At 45.8% G+C, this 23,932-nt stretch carries 3 protein-coding genes; all 3 read right to left on the reverse strand.

Annotated features, from left to right (window positions below; all coding sequences use genetic code 11):
- Positions 1–30 precede the first annotated feature (30 nt).
- Positions 31–8,343, reverse strand: coding sequence for a CshA/CshB family fibrillar adhesin-related protein (locus tag RWS24_RS03585; RefSeq protein WP_314365470.1), 8,313 nt, complete (start codon positions 8,341–8,343; stop codon positions 31–33).
- A gap of 337 nt (positions 8,344–8,680) precedes the next feature.
- Positions 8,681–14,302, reverse strand: coding sequence for a CshA/CshB family fibrillar adhesin-related protein (locus RWS24_RS03590; protein ID WP_314365472.1), 5,622 nt, complete (start codon positions 14,300–14,302; stop codon positions 8,681–8,683).
- A 205-nt stretch (positions 14,303–14,507) separates the two neighbouring features.
- Positions 14,508–23,777, reverse strand: a complete 9,270-nt coding sequence (locus RWS24_RS03595) for a CshA/CshB family fibrillar adhesin-related protein (RefSeq protein ID WP_314365474.1) — start codon at positions 23,775–23,777, stop codon at positions 14,508–14,510.
- Positions 23,778–23,932 lie beyond the last annotated feature (155 nt).

Raw genomic sequence — 23,932 nt, forward strand, 5'->3', positions numbered from 1 at the left:
GTTTATTAACGGAATTTCTTCAAGCCTATGTTAGTCTTCAGACTTTTTCTTTCTCTTGTCTAAGCCAAACAGTCCCAAACCTGATACTCCCGCAAGCAAGCTTGCTGCTAAATATGAGGTTTCTTCTGTACCAGTCTTAGGAAGGGATTTTGCATCCTCACTCTTAGAAAGAGATGGTGGTGCAGGCGTAATCGTCCGCTCTGACTGAACAGGATTTTTTGTCACAGTCGGAACGTAGACTGCTGAAATCGTCTGACCATTGCGGTCTTTGCGAATGACAGTCACGCCGTCAGCTTGACCGACAAAGCCAGTTTCCGGTACAAAGGTCACTGTGCCATCTGGCGCAATCGTGTAAGTTCCTTGGCCTGGAACAACCTTTTCAGTACTGCCATCCTCGAAAGTTGGAGGAACGGTTGGATCCACGTCTCCTTCAAAGATTGGTTTACCAGTCTGCGGCTGGCCTTTGAGAGCGGTGCTACCGGTATCTTCTGTGGCCGTGCTTCCCAAAACAGTTGGGGTATAGGTAGCCGTCACGGTATTTCCATAAATATCTGAACGCTTCACGACGACTCCGCGAGCAGTTCCAACAAAGTCTGCTTCCGGTACGAAGGTCACTGCCCCTAGCATAGTGAACCGATAAGTTCCTTCTCCTGGGACAACCATCTCTGTGCTGCCGTCCGCAAAGGTCGGTGCTACTGCCTGGTCAATCGCCCCTTCAAAAGTTGGCGTGCCCGTTTGAGCTTGGCCCTTGCGGCCACTGGATACACTGTCCTTGCTAGTTGATGATTCAACCACAGTCGGAACATAGCGAGCCGTCACTGAGGTGCCATTCTTATCACGACGGACAAGAGTCACACCGCTTCCCTGACCAAGGAAATCAGCTTCTGGAGTGAAAGTGACTGTACCGTCTGGTGCGATAGTATAGGTTCCCTGACCCGGAATGGTCTTTTCCTTGCTTCCGTCTTCAAAGGTTGGCGCAACGGTTTCATCAATTGGCACCAATGGATCACCTGCTTCGAAGACAGGTTTGCCGGTTTGAACATGACCCTTGATATTTGTAGATGTGGTATCTTTACCAGTCGGAGTTACCTTAGTATACTCTGGACTGTATGTCGCTATCACTGGTGTACCGTTCTTATCTACTCGCTTCACAGTGATTGGATCTGGTTTACCCACAAATTGCTTTTCTGGTGTGAAAGTCACTGCCCCATCTGGAGCAATGGTGTAAGTTCCCTGACCTGGAATGGTCTTTTCTTTACTTCCATCTGCGAAGGTAGGCTCTACTGAGTCATCAATTGGAACCAGTGGATCACCACCTTGGAAAGTTGGAGTACCTGTTTGTGGAACACCCTGAGGACCAGTGCTGGTCGCATTGGCACCTGAAGGAATCACTTCTTTCACTACCGCTTGGTACTTGACTGTAACAGGGGTGCCATTGGCATCCGTACGAGTCAATTCGAGTTCTGGCGTTTCGCCCTTGAACTGTTTGTCTGGAGTAAAAGTAACCTTGCCATCTGCATCCACTTCGAACTTACCGACATTTGGCACTTCTCTCACTGTTGAATTGTTATCAAACAGCGGAGTCGAGTCAACTGGGAATGGCACTGAGTCATGGCCTGGAGTAAAGGTGACTTTGCCTTCTTGGACTTGACCTTGCAGGCCTTCTGTCTTGTCGCCTGTTCCTGTTGGCGTTACTTTCGTAAACTCTGGACTATAGGTAGCAGTCACTTCCGTTCCGTTTTTATCAACGCGTTTCACAGTCACTGGATCTGGTTTACCTACAAACCGCCTGTCTGGAGTGAAGGTCACTGCGCCATCTGGGGCAATCGTGTAGGTGCCCTGACCTGGAATGGTTTTTTCTTTACTTCCATCCGCAAAGGTTGGCTCAACGGTTTCATCAATCGGAACCAGTGGATCACCACCCGCAAAGGTTGGGGTGCCGGTTTGTGGAACACCCTGAGGACCAGTGCTGGTTGCGTTGGTGCCGATTGGCGTAACCTTAGTAAACTCTGGGCTGTAGGTAGCCGTTACTGGGCTACCATTCTTATCTACTCTCTTCACTGTTATTGGATCTGGCTTGCCTACAAACTGCTTGTCTGGTGTGAAAGTCACTGCACCATCCGGAGTGATGGTATATGTTCCTTGACCTGGAATCTTCTTCTCCTTGCTGCCATCTTCGAAGGTTGGCTCCACTGTTTCATCAATCGGAACTAGTGGGTCACCACCCGCAAAAGTTGGAGTGCCAGTTTGCGGAAGACCTTGAGGACCAGTGCTAGTCGCATCAGTGCCGGTTGGAACCACTTCTTTCACTACCGCTTGGTACTTGACGGTTACTGGAGTGCCATTGGCATCCACACGAGTCAATTCAAGCTCTGGTGTTTCACCCTTGAACTGCTTATCTGGCGTAAAGGTAACCTTGCCATTAGCATCCACTTCAAACTTACCAACATTCGGCACTTCTTTAACTGTTGAATTGTTATCGAACAGCGGAGTTGAACCAGCAGGGAATGGAACAGAGTCGTGCCCTGGTGTGAAGGTCGCTTTACCTTCTTGAACTTGACCTTGCAGGCCTTCTGTCTTGACATCAGTACCAGTTGGAGTTACCTTAGTAAACTCTGGACTATAGGTAGCCGTTACTGGAGTGCCGTTTTTATCAACACGTTTCACAGTGATTGGATCTGGTTTGCCTACGAATTGCTTGTCTGGTGTGAAGGTTACTGCACCATCTGGTGCAATCGTGTAAGTTCCCTGACCTGGAATCACTTTTTCCTTATTACCATCTGCGAAGATAGGCTCTACTGTTTCATCGATTGGAACCAGTGGATCACCACCTTGGAAGGTTGGGGTACCAGTTTGTGGAACGCCCTGAGGGCCTGTGCTAGTCGCATTAGTACCTACCGGTGTAACCTTAGTAACGGTTGGAGTGTAGGTAGCGGTTACTTCAGTTCCATTCTTATCTACACGTTTTACTGTAACTGGTGTCGGTGTGCCAACATACTGTTTCTCAGGAGTAAAGGTGATAGAACCATCTGAGTTAATAGTGTATACCCCCACTCCCTGAACAGTCTTCTTAGGCTGACCATCTTCGAAAGTCATTGGAGAATCCATGTCAATTGGAACTGCTTGGTCACCTGGGGTAAAGGTCAGCTTGCCACTTTGCGGTTGACCTTGGAGACCAGTCGATTCAGCATTGGTGCCAGTTGGGGTTACTTTGGTAACTTCTGGGGTATAAGTAGCAGTTATTTCTGTGCTGTTAGCATCTACACGTTTGACCGTCACTGGAGTCGCCTTGCCAGTGAATTGCTTATCTGGGGCGAAGGTAATGGAACCATCTGAATTAATGGTATAAATTCCTTGATTAGCCACTACTAAAGTGTCAGTTCCATTTTCAAAGGTCATTGGTTTGGTCATATCGATTGGAACCGCTTGGTCACCTGGGGTAAAGGTCGGCTTGCCACTTTGCGGCTGACCTTGGAGACCGGTTGATTCAGCATTGGTACTAGTAGGCGTTACTCGTGTTACCGTTGGCGTATAGGTCGCAGTCACTTCCGTTCCGTTCTTATCCACACGTTTTACTGTGACTGGTGTTGGTGTGCCAACATACTGTTTGTCTGGAGTAAAGGTGATAGTACCATTTGAATTGATGGTATATTCTCCCACTCCCTGAACAGTCTTCTTAGGCTGGCCATCTTCAAATGTCATTGGAGAATCCATATCAATTGGAACCAGTGAATCACCACCTTGGAAGCTTGGACTACCTGTTTGCGGAACACCCTGAGGACCTGTGCTAGTCGCATCGGTGCCTCTTGGAACCACTTCTTTCACCACTGCTTGGTATTTGACTGTAACAGGAGTGCCATTAGCATCGGTGCGAGTCAATTCAAGTTCCGGTGTCTCACCCTTAAACTGCTTGTCTGGCGTGAAGGTCACTTTACCATTTGCATCTACTTCAAACTTACCGACATTCTGTACTTCTTTCACTGTTGAATTATTATCAAACAATGGTGTTGAATTCGCAGGGAACGGAACAGAGTCATGCCCTGGGGTGAAGGTCACTTTACCTTCTTGAACTTGACCTTGCAGGCCTTCTGTCTTGTTTCCAACACCAGTTGGCTTTACAGCCGTTACTGTTGCTTGATATTTTGCCTTAGCAACGGTACCGTTGACATCTGCACGACTGACTTCAATTTCTGGTGTTTTACCTACAAAAGTCTTAACCGGTGTAAAGGTAATATTACCATCAATATCCACTTCAAACTTGCCAACATTTTCAATTTCTTTCACATTGGTACCAGTGTCAAAAACTGGCGGATTATCTGCTGAAAAACCAACTTCTGGTCTTCCGGCTTCAAAAGTAATCTTACCATTCTGAACCAATCCTTGTGGACCTTCAGTCTGATCGCCAGTTGCGTTTGGAATAACTTCTTCAACAGTAGGAGTATATTTAGCTGTCACTTCGGTTCCATTCGCATCTACACGTTTGACCGTGACTGGTGTTGCCTTACCAGTAAATTTCTTCTCCGGCTTAAAGGTAATGGAACCGTCTGAATTAATGGTATAAGTTCCTTGATCAGCTACTACTAACGTGTCAGTCCCATTTTCAAAAGTCATGGGCTTGGTCATATCGATTGGAACTGCTTGGTCACCTGGGGTAAAGGTCGGCTTGCCACTTTGCGGTTGACCTTGGAGACCGGTTGATTCAGCATTGATGCTTCTTGGTGTGACACGCGTCACGGTTGGTGTGTAAGCAGCCGTCACTTCTGTTCCATTTGTGTCTACTCGTTTGATTGTCACTGGAGCTGGGGTTCCGACGTATTGTTTGTCTGGCGTGAAAGTAATCGAGCCATCTGACTCAATGACATAAGTCCCAACCTTGTCTACCTTCTTAGTTGTTTGATTATCTTCAAAGGTCATTGGTTGGGCCATATCAATCGGCACAGCTTTGTCGCCTGGGGTGAAGATCGGCTTGCCACTTTGTTGTTGTCCTTGCAAGCCGCTTGAAACGGCATTGGTACTTCTTGGCGTCACTTCCGTCACGGTTGGCGTATAGGTTGCTCTTATTTCGGTGCCATTTTCGTCAACTCGTTTGACCGTCACCGAGGCTGGGGTTCCAACATATTTCTTATCTGGAGTAAAGGTAATAGATCCATCTGAATTGATGGTGTATTCCCCTACGCCCGCAACAATCTTCTTAGGTTGACCATCGTCAAAGGTCATTTGCTTGGTCATATCGATTGGGACCGCTGGATCGCCCTCCTTGAAGACTGGCGTTCCTGTTTGTGGAACACCTTGAGGACCTGATGAAGTAGCAGGTGTGCTGGTTGGTGTGACCTTGGTCACGTTCGGTGTATAGGTTGCAGTCACTTCTGTGCCGTTGGCATCGACACGTTTGACTGTAACCGGTGTTGCCTTGCCAGTGAATTGCTTAAGTGGCTTGAAGGTAATGGTATCATCTGAATTGATAGTATAAGTTCCTTCATTAGCTACTTCCAAGGTGTCCGTCCCATTTTCAAAAGTCATGGCTTTGCTCATGTCAATTGGGATTTGTTGGTCACCTGCAGTGAAAGTTGGCTTACCACTTTGTGCTTGACCTTGAAGACCAGTTGATTCAGCATTGGTACTTCTTGGCGTTACTTGGGTTACCTTAGGTTGATAACGTGCTCGGTGTGCTTTACCGTCGGTATCACTGACTTGAACTACCACTGGGTCTGGCGTGCCATAAAAAGTCTTGATAGGCTTGAAGGTCACTTGGCCGGTATTTGGATCCAATTCATAGGTCCCGACTTGCTGGCCATTGGACATGGCTGGCACCGTGTTGCCTGCTAACGGCTGACCGTTAGCATCCACAAAGCTAGCCGGACGAGTAGCTTCTGGCATGACAGGGGTCGTATTCGCATCATCATCATTAAAGACTAGCGTTTTATTTTGTTCCAGTCCCTGAAGACCACTTGATTCGTAGTTTGGAATCTTACGGACTGTTGGCACATAACGGCCGTCCATGTTATTCAACTGATCATTTTTATTAGGGTCAGAAGCATCCGTCGAAGTCCAACCAGTCGAGGTGCCATTGCTGTCACTCCAACGAATATTAATTCCATCAGCAGTTCCAGAAAAGGCAGCATTTGGTGTGAAGGCAACTTGCACATCATTGTCCTTGACGGTCAAGTGATAGGTACCTTCTGGACGAATATAGTTGCCATCAACGGCTGTCAGAACTTGGCCTTGCTTATCCAAAACCTGAGGCGCTTGGGTGCTCATAACTGCATTGACACTGTCGTCTGAGCGATCCGTTCCTTTAGGTGTGAAGTGAAGGACAGCAGTTTGAGTCTCGCCTGTAAAGCCGTCTGTAGTCTGCTTCTCCCCCTTTGGAGGATAAATGCGGTGCAAGAGCATATCTTCTACTTCACCGCTAAAGGCAATACCGGTTGGTTGCTCAATATCGCCTTTATTAGTCGCAATTCGGAAACGCATACCCAATTTGTCCACTTGGCCACCAATAATATTTGGGTTGGCATTGAAGGTCAAGGTATAGTCACCAGCAGCTGTAATCTCTTGTAGGTTGCTACCTTCGCTTTCATTAAAGACTCCATCATTATTGAAGTCTATCCATGCCTTGACATAAGATTTAGCATTGCCATTTGGGTTAGCTTTGATTTTAATTGTGTAAGTTCCATTTTTTGCTTTGTCTAAATCAAGCAAATCATTAGAAGCACTTAATTGATCGTCCGCTAGTAATTGGCTGGCCCCCTCGTCCTTGTGTTCCTTTTTATCATCCAGAACCCAATTATTAGCTGTATCAACATCAATGTCTGCTGGAGTAGTCCCTAAGTAAGGCTGATTAATTAACTTACCAGTCAGAGAATCACGACCTGAAATGGTATGGAAGGCTTCGCCATAAGTCGCTGGCGCATCACTGCCATCCACCACTAAGAATCCCATCATCATAGCCTGTTGCCCAGATGATGCTACATAGAAACCTACTTCAGATGCCCCACGCGTCATCACCACAGGAACCGTCCGTTCGTTAGAGCGGTTTGGCCCAAAGACCTGAGTCCCCAAGCCACCTGTCACTGTATCCGGACTGAGGTATTTATACCAGTCTACGCTTGTATCTCTTAAGATTAAGAGACCTCTTCTCTTTACATTTTCATCATCCAACATTTGCTTGGTAATAACGGTATAGGCTTCTTTGGCAGTACTCTTATTCTTCCATTCACCGAGATATTCCCATCCTTCTCCGTTAGTAGTGAAGATAGCAAATTCACCTGGGTTGGCATCTTCACCATCGGCCATAACCACCGTAGGGGCTACGCGCTTGCCTAGATAGGTAGCTTCAATTTGGAATTTTACTCCCCAGTTGGTTGAGTTCTCTGGGTAAACCAGCTGGGTCTTTCGTCCTTGCGTATTGAACCCTTGATCACGGATGGCAGTCCATTGATTCTGAATAGCTCCTGTCACCGAAGGAGGGGTTTGACCATACTTTGCTGCAGACTTTAAATATCCATTCTGAGCATTTGGGTCATAAGTATTTGCTGTCGGTGTTCCTTCAACCCGTTTTCTATAAGTTTCAGTCGAGTTAAAAGGTTTAAGCTCAGTGACCGTCAGGGTTACTTCATAGCCCGGTGAAATTTCCTTTTTAAAGGTAGTTCCTACTTGGAGTCCGCCTCGTGAATCCAATCCTTTCCAACTTGCAGTATCCGAAAAATCAAGCCAAGTAATCTGTTTGGCTAATTGGGTACTATCTTTCTTGACAGATTCCTCCAAGCTTGGTTTAGGTACTCGTGGCGTAGAGGTAGCATCATCTGCCCCAGCTGGTCCAGTACCTATCGTAACTCCTGTTGTTAGGCTGTTCTGTTGTCCAGTAGGTGTAGCATCCCGTCTCACACGACGAGAGCGATTAGGCTGAGATACATCTGCTATTGCTTCTGACTTTTCAGCCACGACAGCCGCGTTAGATATTTCTGGGTGAACAGTGATTGGTTGAGTATTCTCAACTGATTTAGTTGCTGTAGATTCAGTAGATCCTTCAACTTTCTCAGGCTCTGAGCTTCTTGGACTAGGATTATCATCTGATTGAGGAATCTCAGTAGCAGAAGCAAGTGCTGAACTTTCTTTTGCTTGTATATGTTCAGAAGCAACAGTTTCAGCAGAATTCACTGATGATTCGGCTATTCCTGTTTGCGAAACTTCGTTTTGGACACCAGAATCACTAGCTTCGTCAGCACTAACTTGTGCCGCTGCTCCCAAAAGAAGCAGGGTTGACAAGAGCACAGAACAAACACCGACGTTTAGTTTTCGAATCGAAAACTTACGCAGGTGAGGATTGAATAAATCTTTTCCCATAATAATCTCCTAAATAATCATCTAGTTACAATAGTTTTATTATACAACATTCCGTTTTAATTAGCTATATATATAACTATAATTATATAAAATTTTTTAAAAATGGACATAAAGCGCTTTGCAGTCTATTTTTTAAAACAAAAGAAAAAATAAACCATAGAAAAATCCTTATAAATTAAATAAATCTAAGGATATTTCAGATTCTACTTTAATATTTAATATTTTAGAAATGCTATTATTATGAAGTTTTTAAGAGTTTTTCTCTTTGGATATAAAGAAAAAAGATTCACTAACGAATCTTTTCCCTTTTATTTTAGTATCTAAGAAACCCAAATTCTTAAATTTTAGCCTTCAGACTTTTTTTCCTCTTCGCTAAGCCAATCAGTCCTAAACCTGATACTCCCGCAAGTAAGCTTGCTGCTATGTAGGAGTTTTCTTCTGTACCGGTCTTAGGAAGAGATTGTGCTCCCTCACTCTTAGAAAGAGACGGTGGTGCAGGCGTAATCGTTCGCTCTGGCTGAACAGGATCTTCTGTCACAGTCGGAATGTAAACCGCTGAAATCGTCTGACCATTACGATCTTTGCGAATCACTGTCACGCCATCAGCTTGACCGACAAAGCCCGTTTCCGGTACAAAGGTCACAGTGCCATCTGGCGCAATCGTGTAAGTACCTTGACCTGGAACAACCTTTTCAGTACTGCCATCCGCAAAGGTTGGTGCTACCGCCTGGTCAATCGCCCCTTCAAAGGTTGGCGTTCCCGTTTGAGCTTGACCCTTGCGACCGCTGGACACACTGTCCTTGCTGGTTGATGGTTCAACCACGGTTGGAACATAGCTAGCCGTCACTGAGGTGCCATTCTTATCACGACGGACAAGAGTCACACCGCTTCCCTGACCAAGGAAATCAGCTTCTGGAGTGAAAGTGACTGTACCGTCTGGTGCGATAGTATAGGTTCCCTGACCCGGAATGGTCTTTTCCTTGCTTCCGTCTTCAAAGGTTGGCGCAACGGTTTCATCAATTGGCACCAATGGATCACCTGCTTCGAAGACAGGTTTGCCGGTTTGAACATGACCCTTGATATTTGTAGATGTGGTATCTTTACCAGTCGGAGTTACCTTAGTATACTCTGGACTGTATGTCGCTATCACTGGTGTACCGTTCTTATCTACTCGCTTCACAGTGATTGGATCTGGTTTACCCACAAATTGCTTGTCTGGAGTGAAAGTCACTGCGCCATCTGGAGTGATGGTATATGTTCCTTGACCTGGAATAGTCTTCTTCTTGCTTCCATCTTCGAAGCTTGGCTCTACTGTTTCATCGATTGGAACCAATGGATCGCCACCCGCAAAGGTTGGGGTGCCGGTTTGTGGAACACCCTGAGGACCTGTGCTCGTCGCGTTGGAACCTGTAGGAATCACTTTCGTGAACTCTGGACTGTAAGTGGCAGTCACTGGTGTACCGTTCTCATCAACACGTTTCACAGTAACTGGATCTGGCTTGCCTACGAATTGCTTCTCAGGAGTGAAGGTCACTGCCCCATCTGGAGTGATAGTGTAAGTTCCTTGGCCTGGAATGTTCTTCTCTTTACTTCCATCTTCAAAGGTAGGCTCTACTGTTTCATCAATTGGAACAAGTGGATTACCACCTGTGAAGGTTGGGGTACCCGTTTGAGGAACACCTTGCGGACCTGTGCTAGTTGCGTTAGTGCCAGTTGGCGTTACCTTAGTAAACTCTGGACTGTAAGTGGCAGTCACTGGTGTGCCGTTCTTATCAACACGTTTCACAGTGATTGGATCTGGTTTGCCTACAAACTGCTTGTCTGGCGTGAAAGTCACTGCCCCGTCTGGTGCGATGGTATAAGTTCCTTGACCTGGGATGGTCTTCTTCTTACCGCCATCTGCGAAAGTTGGCTCTACTGTGTCATCGATTGGAACCAGGGGATCGCCACCTTGGAAGCTTGGGGTACCGGTTTGAGGCACACCCTGAGGACCGGTGCTTGTCGCATCGGTGCTGGTTGGAATCACTTCTTTCACTACCGCTTGGTATTTGACGGTGATAGGAGTGCCATTAGCATCCACACGAGTCAATTCGAGTTCCGGTGTTTCACCCTTGAATTGTTTGTTTGGAGTGAAAGTAATCTTACCGTCTGCGTCCACTTCGAACTTACCGACATTCGGCACTTCTTTCACTGCTGAATTGTTATCAAACAGCGGAGTCGAACCAGCTGGGAATGGAACCAATTTATGTCCTGGCGTGAAAGTCACTTGACCTTTTTGAACCTGACCTTGCAGGCCTTCTGTCTTGGTGCCAGTACCTGTCGGAGTTACCTTGGTAACGGTTGGAATGTATGTAGCCGTTACCGGGGTTCCATTCTTATCCACACGTTTTACTGTAACTGGTGTTGGTGTGCCAACATACTGTTTCTCAGGAGTAAAGGTGATAGAACCATCCGAGTTGATAGTGAATTCCCCTACTTGCTGAACAGTCTTCTTAGGATGACCGTCTTCAAAGGTCATTGGACTATCCATGTCAATTGGAACAGCTGAGTCGCCAGGAGTGAAAGTAGGTGTACCTGATTGTGGAATACCTTGAGGACCAGTGCTAGTCGCATCGGTGCTAGTTGGAATTACTTGAATCACTGTAGGTTGGTAAACTGCTTCTGCTGTAGATCCGTTCTTATCCCTTACACGAAGACGAGCAGGAATTGGCGTCCCATGGAAATCAGGTGCAGGTTGGAAGCTAATATCTCCATTAGCTTGAACAGTATAAGTTCCTTGTAGCTTGCCACTTGCATCATAAACAGGCAGACTATTAGCTTGTTGAATTTGCCCATTAACTACAAATTGTGGTCCCTCTGGCGCTAAAGGCACAGTAGCAGTCTGTCCATTAATACTTGCTTGACCTGGAGTAAAGTTTAGGTGACTCGTTTGAAGTTTCCCTTGTAAACCAGTAGACTGTGTATCTTGACCAGTTGGGCTTGCGGCCTTAACTTCAGCTTGATAAGCAGCGGTTACTTCAGTCCCGTTCATATCAACACGTTTAATGGATTCAGCACTTGGACGGCCAGTGTAGCTAGGAACTGGTTGGAAGGTTACACGACCTGCGTTATCAACCATATAAGTTCCAACATTCGGAACAACCTTAGTTGTTTGACCGTTATCAAAAGTTGGAGCAACTGCCTCATTAATTGGCACACGATTATCACCTGGCTTAAAGATCAAATTACCAGATTGTTCAGCACCTTGAATACCTTCAGAGTTTGCTCCTTGCGCTGTTGGAACAACACGCGTTACTGTTGGTTGATAGGTTACACGGTGCTCTGTTCCATCGGTATCATGCAATTGTAGGTTAACAGGGTCGACCGTTCCCACAAATGACTTATTCGGAGTGAAAGTCACTCGCCCAGTAGCTGGATCTAATTCAAAGGTTCCCACTTCTTGGCCTTGCGAGGTTGCCTTCGCACTTGTTCCAACAATACGATTGCCATCAGCATCCAAGAAAAAGACAGGATTCGTTGCAGATGGTTGAGCAGGTGTCTTAGCAGGATTGCCATCATTAAAGACAATATCCTGCACTTGAGGCAAACCTTGTGCGTCCGTCGAACGATGCTCTGTGAAATTCAAAACAGTCGGAATATAGCGAGCATCCATATTATTCAACTTATCGTTGATAACAGGTTCTCCATTATTCTTCGCAATCCAATCTGTACTTGCACCATTAGTATCAACACGGCGGATATTAATTCCTTGAGTAGTACCGATAAAGCCAGTGCTAGGTTCAAATATCACATCCACATTTGCACCCTTGGCTGTTACTTTATATCGTCCCTCATCAGTATTGTACCAACCGTCGCCATCTGCTGTTAATGTATGACCTGCATTGTCCAAAACAAGAGGTGCTACAGTTGTATCAATAGCCGCTTTCTTGCTTTCATCATTTTGATCAATACCTTGAGGTGTAAACTGAAGAGTAGCTTTCTGACGCTGACCAATTATTCCCGTACTTTCCTTCTTTTCTCCCTTTGGTGGATAGGTCAAGATGACTTCTAAGTCTTCAACTTCCCCACTAAAGGCTGTTCCTGTAGGTTTTTCAATATCTCCCTTATTCAGGGCAATACGGACCCGCATTCCCAGCTTGCTAACTGCAGGATTGGTCATCGCTGGATTATTCTTAAAATTAACAGTATAGTCACCAGCCGTTGTTACTTCAGTAAATTCACTGGCCTCATTTTCATCAAAAACACCATTTTGATTGAAATCAATCCAAGCACGGACATAAGCCTTGCTATTGCCATTGGCTGAGGCTTGGAGACGAACTGAGTAGTCACCATTTTGAAGACGATTAACTCGGAAAAGGTTATTTGTCTTACCAGTCAAATCTGAAGGCAAGAGCTGATCAACCCCTTCGTCTGCGTGATCAGTATTTTCATCATGCATCCAGTCATTACCTGAAGTAGTATCAATATCAGCTTCAACCCGACCCAAGAATGGCTGAGGAGTTCTTGCACCTGTATTAGCATCATAACCAGAAATAGCATGAACAGCATTTCCATAAGAAGCTGGTGCATCTCCCTCATCTACTACCATAAAACCAATCATAGCAGCTTGCTGACCAGAAGAAGCAATATAAATCCCAACTTCTGAAGCGCCACGTGTCATCACAATCGGAACAGTGTGATCTTTAGAAGTATTAGGACCAAAGACCTGAGAGCCCAAGCCTCCTGTTTTTTGATCTGGATTAGTAAAAGCAGTCCAGTCGATTACAGGTACAGTCGCATCATCCCCTATGTATTGACCATATCTGTTAGGGTTCATCGGTGCATAAGTTTCGGTAATTTCCCGACCATCTGGCAGGACACGTTTCCATTCTGCCAAGTGTTCCCATCCTTGGCCATTGGTCGTGAAGATAGCATACTCCCCTGGGTTGGCTTCTTCTCCATCAGACATGATAACGGTTGCTTTTACAGGTTTCCCAAGGTAAGTCGCTTCTACCTTGAATTTTATTCCATAACTAGCACCATTTTTAGGGACTAGTAATTGAGTCTTTCGACCATTAGTATTAATCCCTTGGTCTCGGACGGCTGTCCATTGATTCTGTTCCGCTCCTATAATTTTCGGTCTAGCTGAATCTCCCTCGACTTCTTGTTTTTGAAATTCTTCTTTTACATATTTAAACCAAGTATTTTTCGCATTCGGATCATAGCTGTTTTCATACGCAGTACCCTTGACGCGGTCACGATAAATCTCTGTTGAGTGGAAGGGTTTTAATTCCGTCACTGTCAGTTTGATACGATAGCCTGGAGAAATTTCTTTCTCATAGACAGTACCAACTTTAAAGGAATCATCCGTATCTAAGTTTCTGATGGCGCTTCTATCACCGAGATCCAGCCAGTTGATCTGCTTCATCAACTCCGTTGGGTTCTTTTTTTCAGAGTCAGCCAAAGTAGGCTTTTCAATTGTGTTGTTAGGATCACCATCTCGCAGACCAGTAGGTGCCGCATCCCGTCTTACCCGACGAGAGCGATTAGGCTGAGCTGCCTCTGCGACTGCTGCTGGTTGAGCAGGAGCTGGTTGGATATTCTCCTCAGACTTAACTTCTGTAGGAATACCTGCTTGTGAAGAGGCAGTTTCTGCAGCCGGCTGCTCACTTGTTGACTTGCCATCTGAATTAGGCGTTGTAGTCGTTACAGCAGATGCATCTTCTGCCTGAGCTGAAATAGTGGCAGGATTACTTTCCTCAGCTGGTGAATTTAGCGGCTCTGCAGTATTTACTGAGGAATCAGCTATACCTATTTCAGAAACCTCGTTTTGAGTCCCAGAAGAAACAGTCTCATCAGCGCTAACCTGCGCAGCTGCTCCCAAAAGAAGCAGGGTTGATAAGAGCACAGAACAAACACCGACGTTTAGTTTTCGAATCGAAAACTTACGCAGGTGTGGATTAAACAAATCTTTTCCCATAATAATCTCCTAAATAATCATTTAATTACAACGGCTTTATTATACACTATTCCTTTTTACTTAGCTATATATATAACTATAATTATGGAATTTTTATTTAGAAATAGACACTTTTTAAAAATGGTCTATTTTTTAAAAAAAAGAAAGATCCTTAAACGAATCTTTCCTCTTTTAATTTGGTATCTAAAACCTAAATTCTTAATTTTTAGTCTTCAGACTTTTTCTTTCTCTTATCTAAGCCAATCAGTCCCAAACCTGACACTCCCGCAAGTAAGCTTGCAGCTAAGTATGAGGTTTCTTCTGTACCGGTCTTAGGAAGAGATTGTGCTCCCTCACTCTTAGAAAGAGACGGTGGTGCAGGCGTAATCGTTCGCTCTGGCTGAACAGGATCTTCTGTCACAGTCGGAATGTAAACCGCTGAAATCGTCTGACCATTACGATCTTTGCGAATCACTGTCACGCCATCAGCTTGACCGACAAAGCCCGTTTCCGGTACAAAGGTCACAGTGCCATCTGGCGCAATCGTGTAAGTACCTTGACCTGGAACAACCTTTTCCGTGCTGCCATCCTCGAAAGTTGGCGGAACGGTTGGATCCACATCCCCTTCAAAGATAGGCTTGCCGGTCTGAGGCTGGCCTTTAAGACCAGTGCTGCTGGTATCTTCTGTATCAGTGCTTCCCAAGACAGTTGGGGTATAGGTAGCCGTCACGACATTGCCATAAATATCTGAACGTTTCACGACAACTCCGCGAGCAGTTCCGACAAAGTCGGCTTCCGGCGCAAAGGTTACTGCTCCCAGCATATTGAAACGATAAGTTCCTTCTCCTGGGACAACCATTTCGGTGCTACCATCCGCAAAGGTTGGTGCTACCGCCTGGTCAATCGCCCCTTCAAAGGTTGGCGTTCCCGTTTGAGCTTGACCCTTGCGACCGCTGGACACACTGTCCTTGCTGGTTGATGGTTCAACCACGGTTGGAACATAGCTAGCCGTCACTGAGGTGCCATTCTTATCACGACGGACAAGAGTCACACCGCTTCCCTGACCAAGGAAATCAGCTTCTGGAGTGAAAGTGACTGTACCGTCTGGTGCGATAGTATAGGTTCCCTGACCCGGAATGGTCTTTTCCTTGCTTCCGTCTTCAAAGCTTGGTTCAACGGTTTTATCAATTGGAACCAATGGATCACCTGCTTCAAATACAGGGGTGCCAGTTTGAACATGTCCCTTGATATTTGTAGATGTGGTATCTTTACCAGTTGGGACTACTGCTTTCACTATTGCTTGATATTTGACAATAACAGGAGTTCCGTTAGCGTCTAAACGAATTAATCCCAGTTCTGATGTTTCGCCCTTGAATTGTTTTATTGGGGTGAAGGTCACCTTGTTATCCGCATCCACTTCGAACTTACCAACATTTGGCACTTCTTTAATATTCTTTCCGTTACCAAAGAGTGGAGTCGAACCTGCTGGGAATGGAACTAATTTATGTCCTGGCGTGAAAGTCACTTGACCTTTTTGAACCTGACCTTGCAGGCCTTCTGTCTTGGTGCCAGTACCTATCGGAGTTACCTTGGTGAACTCTGGACTGTAGGTCGCAGTCACTGGTGTACCATTCTTATCTACTCGTTTCACAGAGATTGAATCTGGCTTGCCTACGAATTGCTTCTCTGGCGTGAAGGTCACAATGCCATTCGGAGTGATAGTATAAGTTCCTTGACCTGGAATGGTCTTCTTCTTGCTGCCATCTGCAAAGGTTGGCTCAACAGTCTCATCGATTGGAACCAGTGGATCCGCACCTTTGAAGGTTGGAGTGCCTGTTTGCGGAAGGCCTTGTGGGCCAGTGCTCGTCACGGTGGTGCCTGTTGGAGTTACCTCTTTCACTACCGCTTGGTACTTAACTGTAACAGGGGTTCCATTGACATCAGTGCGAGTCAATTCAAGTTCTGGCGTTTCGCCCTTGAATTGCTTGTCTGGAGTGAAAGTAACCTTGCCGTCCGCATCCACTTCGAACTTACCAACATTTGGAACTTCCTTAACAGCTGCACCATTGTCAAACAGTGGAGTTGAACCTGCTGGGAATGGAACAGAGTCATGTCCTGGCGTGAAGGTGACTTTGCCTTCTTGGACTTGGCCTTGCAGACCTTCTGTCTTAGTGCCGGTACCTGTCGGAGTTACCTTGGTAAACTCTGGACTGTAGGTTGCCGTTACTGGAGTGCCATTCTTGTCCACACGTTTAACAGTGATTGGATCTGGCTTGCCTACAAACTGCTTGTCTGGAGTGAAGGTCACTGAGCCATCTGGAGTAATGGTGTAAGTTCCCTGACCTGGAATGGTCTTTTCCTTGCTGCCATCGTCGAAGCTTGGCTCGACTGAGTCATCAATTGGAACCAGCGGATCACCACCTGTGAAGGTTGGAGTACCCGTTTGAGGCAGGCCTTGAGGACCGGTGCTGGTCGTGGCGGCGCCTGTCGGAGTCACTTTCTCAACAGTTGGTGTGTACTTAGCCGTCACTGGTGTACCATTCTTATCCACTCGCTTAACAACAACTGGATCTGGTGTGCCAACAAATTGCTTGTCAGGTGTGAAAGTGACAGATCCATCTGGTGTTACTTCGAAGATTCCGACATTTGGAACTTCCTTGCGTTTGCTTCCATCATCGAAAGTCGCTGGAGTATCATTATCCAGTGGTACATTCGGGTCGCCACCGACAAAGTTTGGTTTACCCGTTTGTGGTCGGCCTTGTGGACCAGTGCTGGTTGAGGTGGTGCCTGTTGGAGTTACCTCTTTCACTACCGCTTGGTACTTAACTGTAACAGGGGTGCCGTTGGCATCTACACGAGTCAATTCAAGTTCTGGCGTTTCACCCTTGAATTGCTTGTCTGGAGTGAAAGTCACCTTGCCGTCCGCATCCACTTCGAACTTACCAACATTCGGTACTTTCTTCACTGTTGAATTGTTATCAAAAAGCGGAGTCGAACCAGCTGGGAATGGAACTGAATCATGACCAGGCGTGAAGGTCACTTTGCCTTCTTGGACTTGGCCTTGAAGACCTTCTGTTTTAGTGCCGGTACCTGTTGGAGTCACCTTGGTAAACTCTGGACTGTAAGTCGCAGTTACTGGAGTACCATTCTTATCCACTCGTTTCACAGTGATTGGATCTGGTCTGCCTACAAACTGCTTCTCTGGCGTGAAGGTCACTGCTCCATCCGGAGTGATGGTGTAAGTTCCCTGACCTGGAATCTTCTTCTCCTTACTTCCATCTGCAAAGGTTGGCTCAACTGTTTCATCGATTGGAACCAGTGGATCTCCACCCTCAAAGGTTGGGGTACCAGTTTGTGGACGGCCTTGTGGACCGGTGCTAGTCGCGTCGGTTCCTGTTGGAGTTACTTTAGTGAACTCTGGACTGTAAGTTGCCGTCACTGGAGTGCCGTTCTTGTCCACTCGCTTCACTGTGATTGGGTCCGGTGTGCCTACAAACTGCTTCTCTGGCATGAAAGTCACTACGCCATCTGGAGTGATGGTGTAAGTTCCCTGACCTGGAATGGTCTTCTCCTTACTTCCATCTGCAAAGGTTGGCTCAACTGTTTCATCAATCGGAACTAGTGGGTCCGCAGCTTTGAAGATTGGAGTTCCTGTTTGCGGGATACCTTGTGGACCGGTGCTCGTAACGGTGGTACCTGTCGGAGTTACTTCTTTCACTACCGCTTGGTATTTAACTGTTACTGGAGTTCCGTTGGCATCCACACGAATAATTCCTAATTCTGGTGTTTCACCCTTAAACTGTTTGTCTGGAGTGAAGGTCACAGTGCCATCAGCATCTACTTCGAACTTACCGATATTTGGTACTTCTTTAATATTTTTTCCGTTACCAAATAGCGGAGTCGAATCTGCTGGGAATGGAACTAATTTATGGCCTGGCGTGAAGGTGACATGACCTTTTTGAACCTGACCTTGTAATCCTTCTGTCTTATCACCAGTACCTGTCGGAGTAACAGCAGTCACAGTTGCTTGGTAGTTGGCCTTAGCTGCTGTACCGTTAACATCTGTACGGCTAAGTTCAACTTCTGGTGTCTTACCGACAAACGTTTTGACTGGTGTGAAGGTAATATTACCATCCGCATCAACCTCGAACTTACCGACCTTGGCAATTTCTTTGACGTTCGTGCCAGTATCAAAGACCGGTGTGCTGTCGGTTGGGAAGCCGACTTGCGGACTTCCGGCTTCAAAAGTAATCTTACCTTTTTGAACTTGGCCTTGAAGCCCCTCTGTCTGAGCACCTGTCGCTCTTGGAGTCACTTTTTCAACTGTTGGCGTGTACTTAGCGGTCACAGGAGTGCCATTTTTGTCCACTCGCTTAACAACAACTGGATCTGGCGTCCCAACATATTGCTTATCCGGGGTAAAGGTAACAGAACCGTCTGGTGCCACTTCAAAGATACCGACATTTGGAACAACCTTGCGCTTGCTTCCGTCATCGAAAGTAGCCGGAGTATCATTATCCAGTGGAACTCCTGGAGTGCCGCTCACGAAGTTTGGCTTGCCTGTTTGTGGACGGCCTTGCTCACCAATGCTGGTAATATTTGTTCCCGTTGGAACCACTTCTTTCACTACAGCTTGGTATTTGACGGTGACAGGAGTGCCATTCACATCAGCTCGAACCAATGTCAGCTCAGGAGTGGTTCCCTTAAACTGCTTGTCTGGCGTGAAAGTAACCTTGCCATTGGCATCCACTTCAAATTTACCAACGGTTGGAATCTCTTTAACAGTCAAACCATTGTCAAAGAGCGGAGTTGTTTCAGCTGGGAATGGTACAGAGGCATGACCAGGCGTGAAGGTGACATGACCTTCTTGAACCTGACCTTGCAAGCCCTCTGTCTTATCACTAGTACCTGTTGGAGTTACCTTGGTAAACTCTGGACTGTAAGTCGCAGTGACTGGTGTACCATTCTTATCGACACGTTTTACAGTGATTGAATCTGGCTTTCCTACAAACTGCTTCTCTGGTGTGAAGGTCACTGTGCCATCTGGTGCAATGGTGTAGGTTCCCTGACCTGAAATAGTCTTTTCCTTGCTTCCATCTTCAAAGGTTGGCGTGACTGCTTCATCAATCGGAACTTGCGGATCACCACCTTGGAAAGTTGGGGTACCTGTTTGCGGAAGACCTTGAGGACCTGTGCTAGTCACATTAGTTCCTGTTGGAGTTACTGATGTAACTGTCGCGATATAAGTAACTTTCGCGGCAATACCATTTGCATCTTTTCGAACAATGCTGATTTCGGGTGTTTCACCTACAAAGGTTTTAACTGGGGTAAAGGTAACATTGCCCTCTATATCCACTTCAAACTTACCGACTTTGGCAATTTCTTTGACATTCGTACCCGTGTCAAATACTGGCGTGCTATTGGCTGGGAATCCTACTTTTGGATCGCCAGCTTTAAAAGTTACACGGCCCTTTTGAACTTGACCTTGCGTACCTTCTGTCTGATCTCCAGTTCCTGTCGGAGTCACAGCAGTCACAATCGCCCGATATTTAGCCTTGACTACTGTGCCATTGACATCTGCACGGCTAAGTTCAACTTCTGGAGTTTTGCCGACAAACGTTTTGACTGGAGTAAAGGTGACATTACCCTCTCCATCAACTTCGAACTTACCGATTTTGGCAATTTCTTTCACATTCGTACCAGTATCAAAGACTGGTGTGCTGTTTTCTGGGAAACCAACCTGAGGACTTCCTGGTTCAAAAGTAACCTTGCCTTTTTGAACTTGACCTTGAGGGCCTTTTGTCTGAGCGCCTGTGGCTCTTGGAGTCACTTTCTCAACAGTAGGCGTGTACTTAGCCGTCACAGGAGTGCCATTCTTATCTACACGCTTAACAACAACCGGATCTGGTGTGCCAACATATTGCTTGTCAGGTGTGAAAGTAACAGATCCATCTGGTGCCACTTCAAAGATTCCGACATTTGGAACCACCTTGCGCTTGCTTCCATCTTCGAAAGTCGCTGGAGTATCATTATCCAATGGTACATCTGGGTTGCCACTGACAAAGTTTGGCTTACCTGTCTGTGGGCGGCCTTGTTTACCAGTGCTGGTGATGTTTGTTCCTGTTGGAGTTACAGCAGTGACTGTTGCCTTGTAGATAGCTGTAGCTGTGCTGCCATTCGTATCTATACGAGTAATCCTGATGTCTGGCGTAAGGCCTTTAAATTGTTTCTCTGGAGTAAAGGTTACATTTCCATTCACGTCAACTTCAAACTTACCAACAGTAGGCACTTCTTTAACAGTCGAACCATTGTCAAAGAGCGGAGTTGAATCAGCTGGAAAGGCCACAGTTTGTTTTTGACCGTTGACTTGCGCAGAACCTTCTGTGAAGCTGACTTTGCCTCGCTGAACTTGGCCTTGTATGCCACTGGTTTCAGCATTCGTCGCACTTGGTGTTGCTGCTTTTACATCAGCCTGATAGTTAGCTGTTACTTCTGTTCCATTGACATCTACTCGCTTGACAGTCTCTGCCTCTGGACGTCCAGTATAAGTCGGCAGTGGAGTAAAGGTAACTAGACCTTGATTATCAACCTGATAGGTACCAACACCAGCAACTGTTTTAGTCTGGCTGCCATTATCAAAGGTTGGCAACTTCTTGCTATCAATAGGTACACGATTATTGCCTGGATTGAAGGTCAGCTGTCCTGTCTGAACTGCGCCTTGAATGCCCTCGCTGCTGGCACCTTGAGCAGATGGTCTAACAGGAGTCACCTTTGGCTGATAAACAGCTTGATGCGGAATACCTTTGCCATCAATCATTTGAACAGACACAGGGTCAACAGTACCAACAAAGTTTTTGTTTGGTTTGAAAGTAATCTTACCTGTTGCAGGCTCCACTTCAAAACGGCCAACTTCCTGACCATTTGATAAAGCTGGAACTCTAGTATCATCTGTAGTTGTTCCATCTGCTTTCACAAATTTTACAGGATTTGCTGTACTTGGACTTGCCGGACTTTTGCTAGCATCACCATCATGAAAGATAGGCGTCTTTTCTTGCGTTAGTCCTTGAGCATCCCTTGTTTCATACTTAGGAACATTCAGCACGGTTGGTACATAGCGTCCGTCCATGGTGTTGAGCTGGTCATTGATGACTGCTTCAGCCTGATTTTTTGCAATCCAATCTGTACTTGCGCCGTTAGTATCAAAACGACGGATGTTAATCCCCTGAGCTGTGCCGATAAAGCCAGCCTTAGGCTCATATACCACATCTACATCAGCACCGTTTGCTGTTACTTTATAACGGCCTTCAGCAGTGTTGTACCAGCCTGCTGCATCAGCAGTCAGAACCTTTCCTCTCGCATCCAATACAATCGGAGCTTTAGTAGTATCAATTGCTACTTTCTTATTTTCAGTATTTTGAGCAATCCCCTGTGGAGTGAAATGAAGAGTGGCTGTCTGTCTCTGATCACGGATTCCAGTACTTTCCTTCTCCTCACCTTTTGGTGGGTAAGTCAGTTCAACTTCTAGGTCTTCCACCTCACCACTAAATGCAGTTCCAGTTGGCTTTTCAATATCTCCCTTGTTCAAGGCAATCCGAACCCGCATTCCAAGCTTGCTAAGTTCAGGATTGGTCATGGCTGGATTCTTCTTAAAGTTGACAGTATAATCTCCCGCAGTTGTTACTTCGGTAAATTCACTGGCTTCGTCTTCGTCAAAGACACCATTATTATTGAAGTCAATCCAGGCACGGACATAGGCTTTTTCGTATCCGTTAGCTGAAGCATGGATGCGGAGAGAATAATCTCCGTCGTGCAGACGGTTTACTGGAAAAAGACCATTGGTTTTCCCGACTAAATCATCTGACAAGAGCTGATTAATACCTTCATCGGCTAAATCATTCTGATCGTCATGCTTCCAGTTGTTTCCAGATGTGGTATCAATATCAGCCGCAACACGGCCCAAGAATGGCTGTGGATTTTGACCGCCAGTTTCTGCATTGTATCTTGAAATAGCATGGATAGCTTTTCCATAGGAATCCGGTGCATCACCTTCATCGATTGCCATAAAACCAATCATCGCAGCCTGCTGACCAGAAGAAGCTATGTAAATACCAACCTCTGATGCACCACGAGTCATCACAAGTGGAATCGTATTATTTCTAGAAATGTTAGGTCCAAATACTTGACTTCCCAGTCCGCCAGTCTTTTGGTCAGGACTGACATAGGCCTGCCAATGAACACCAGTACCGTCATCTCCAATAAATTGGCCTTCTGTAGTAGGCTTCATCGGCTTATAGGTTTCTGTAATCTCAGTAGTCACACCATTTGCGTCTGTAACTGTGCGCTTCCACTCGGCCAAATGTTCCCAACCCTTACCATTGGTTGTAAAGATAGCATACTCACCAGGGTTTGCCTCTTCTCCATCAGCCATGACAACTGTTGCTTTAACTGGCTTCCCACGATATCTAGCTTCAACTTTGAACTTCACACCATAGTTGGCTTCATCTTTAGGAACCTGCAGTTGGGTCTTACGACCTTTAGTATCAATTCCCTCTGACTTAATAGCTGAATATTGATTCTGAGCAGCACCAGTAATTTTAGGACGGTAATCATCACCATACCAATACTGATAAGCATAATTATTACTATTGTTATATTGAAGCCAAGTATTTTTTGCATTGGGATCATAACTGTTTTCGTACTCAGTTCCCTTTACTCGATCACGATAGATCTCTGTCGCATAGAAAGGTTTCAATTCAGTAACAGTCAGTTTGACCACATAGCCTGGAGAAATCTCTTTTTCATAGACCGTTCCAACTTTAAAGGAGCCATCTCTATCTAGATTTCTCAGTGATTTCGTATCACCAAAATCTAGCCAGTTTACTTGCTTCATCAACTCATCAGAGCGTTTTCTTACAGATTCTTCCAGTGTTGGTTTAGAAACTGTAGGATTAGCTGTTGCATCTTGTATGGCAGAACTAGCTTGGCCAGCAGGACTGGTAGTACGGAATGATGTTCCTCTCTCCATCGGCTGGCCATTACGTTCAGACCTAGGCATAGCTGCAGAACTTGGTTTTGGCGTATATTGCACTGAGTAAGAGCGCGTCCGACTAGCTTCAGCAGGTTCTGCTTCATTAGAGGTCTCAGCTGTCTGATTAGCTTCTTGCGCCTTTTCAGGTGTCGCTTGCTCTGGAGCTGCAGCTGGGCTTACCAGCTGATTTTGTTCCGCTCTTGCTTCTGAGTTAGCTGTTTCAGAAACAGCAGATGTTGCTGTATTCTCAAGAGCAGGCTGACTGACTGGCTGACTCACAGCAGAGTCCGTCGGTTTTTCTGGCAGTGAAATATTATCATCTACAGATCCGCTGGTAGTTTCATCTGCATTGACTGTAGCCGCAGTACCTAAAAGGAAAACGGTAGATAATAATACCGAACAAACTCCGACATTTAATTTTCGAATTGAAAACTTGTTTAAATGGGGATTAAATAATTCTTTTCCCATAGAATCTCCTATATTAATATTTAATAGCAACTGGTATTATACAACATTTATATTTAGTTAGCCATGGATATGACTGTAGTTGAGGGCTATTGTGTCCAAAAATGGACACATAAAAAAAAGGCTCCATTTTTATAGTAAAAAAGAAGATCCGCAAA

Origin of the sequence: uncultured Streptococcus sp., from assembly GCF_963528215.1 — a bacterium.
Taxonomy (GTDB): domain Bacteria; phylum Bacillota; class Bacilli; order Lactobacillales; family Streptococcaceae; genus Streptococcus.

Excerpts from the sequence above, each read along its gene's own strand:
- RWS24_RS03585 (WP_314365470.1), bottom strand. The coding sequence starts at position 8,343 with ATGGGAAAAGATTTATTCAATCCTCACCTGCGTAAGTTTTCGATTCGA.
- RWS24_RS03590 (WP_314365472.1), bottom strand. The coding sequence starts at position 14,302 with ATGGGAAAAGATTTGTTTAATCCACACCTGCGTAAGTTTTCGATTCGA.
- RWS24_RS03595 (WP_314365474.1), bottom strand. The coding sequence starts at position 23,777 with ATGGGAAAAGAATTATTTAATCCCCATTTAAACAAGTTTTCAATTCGA.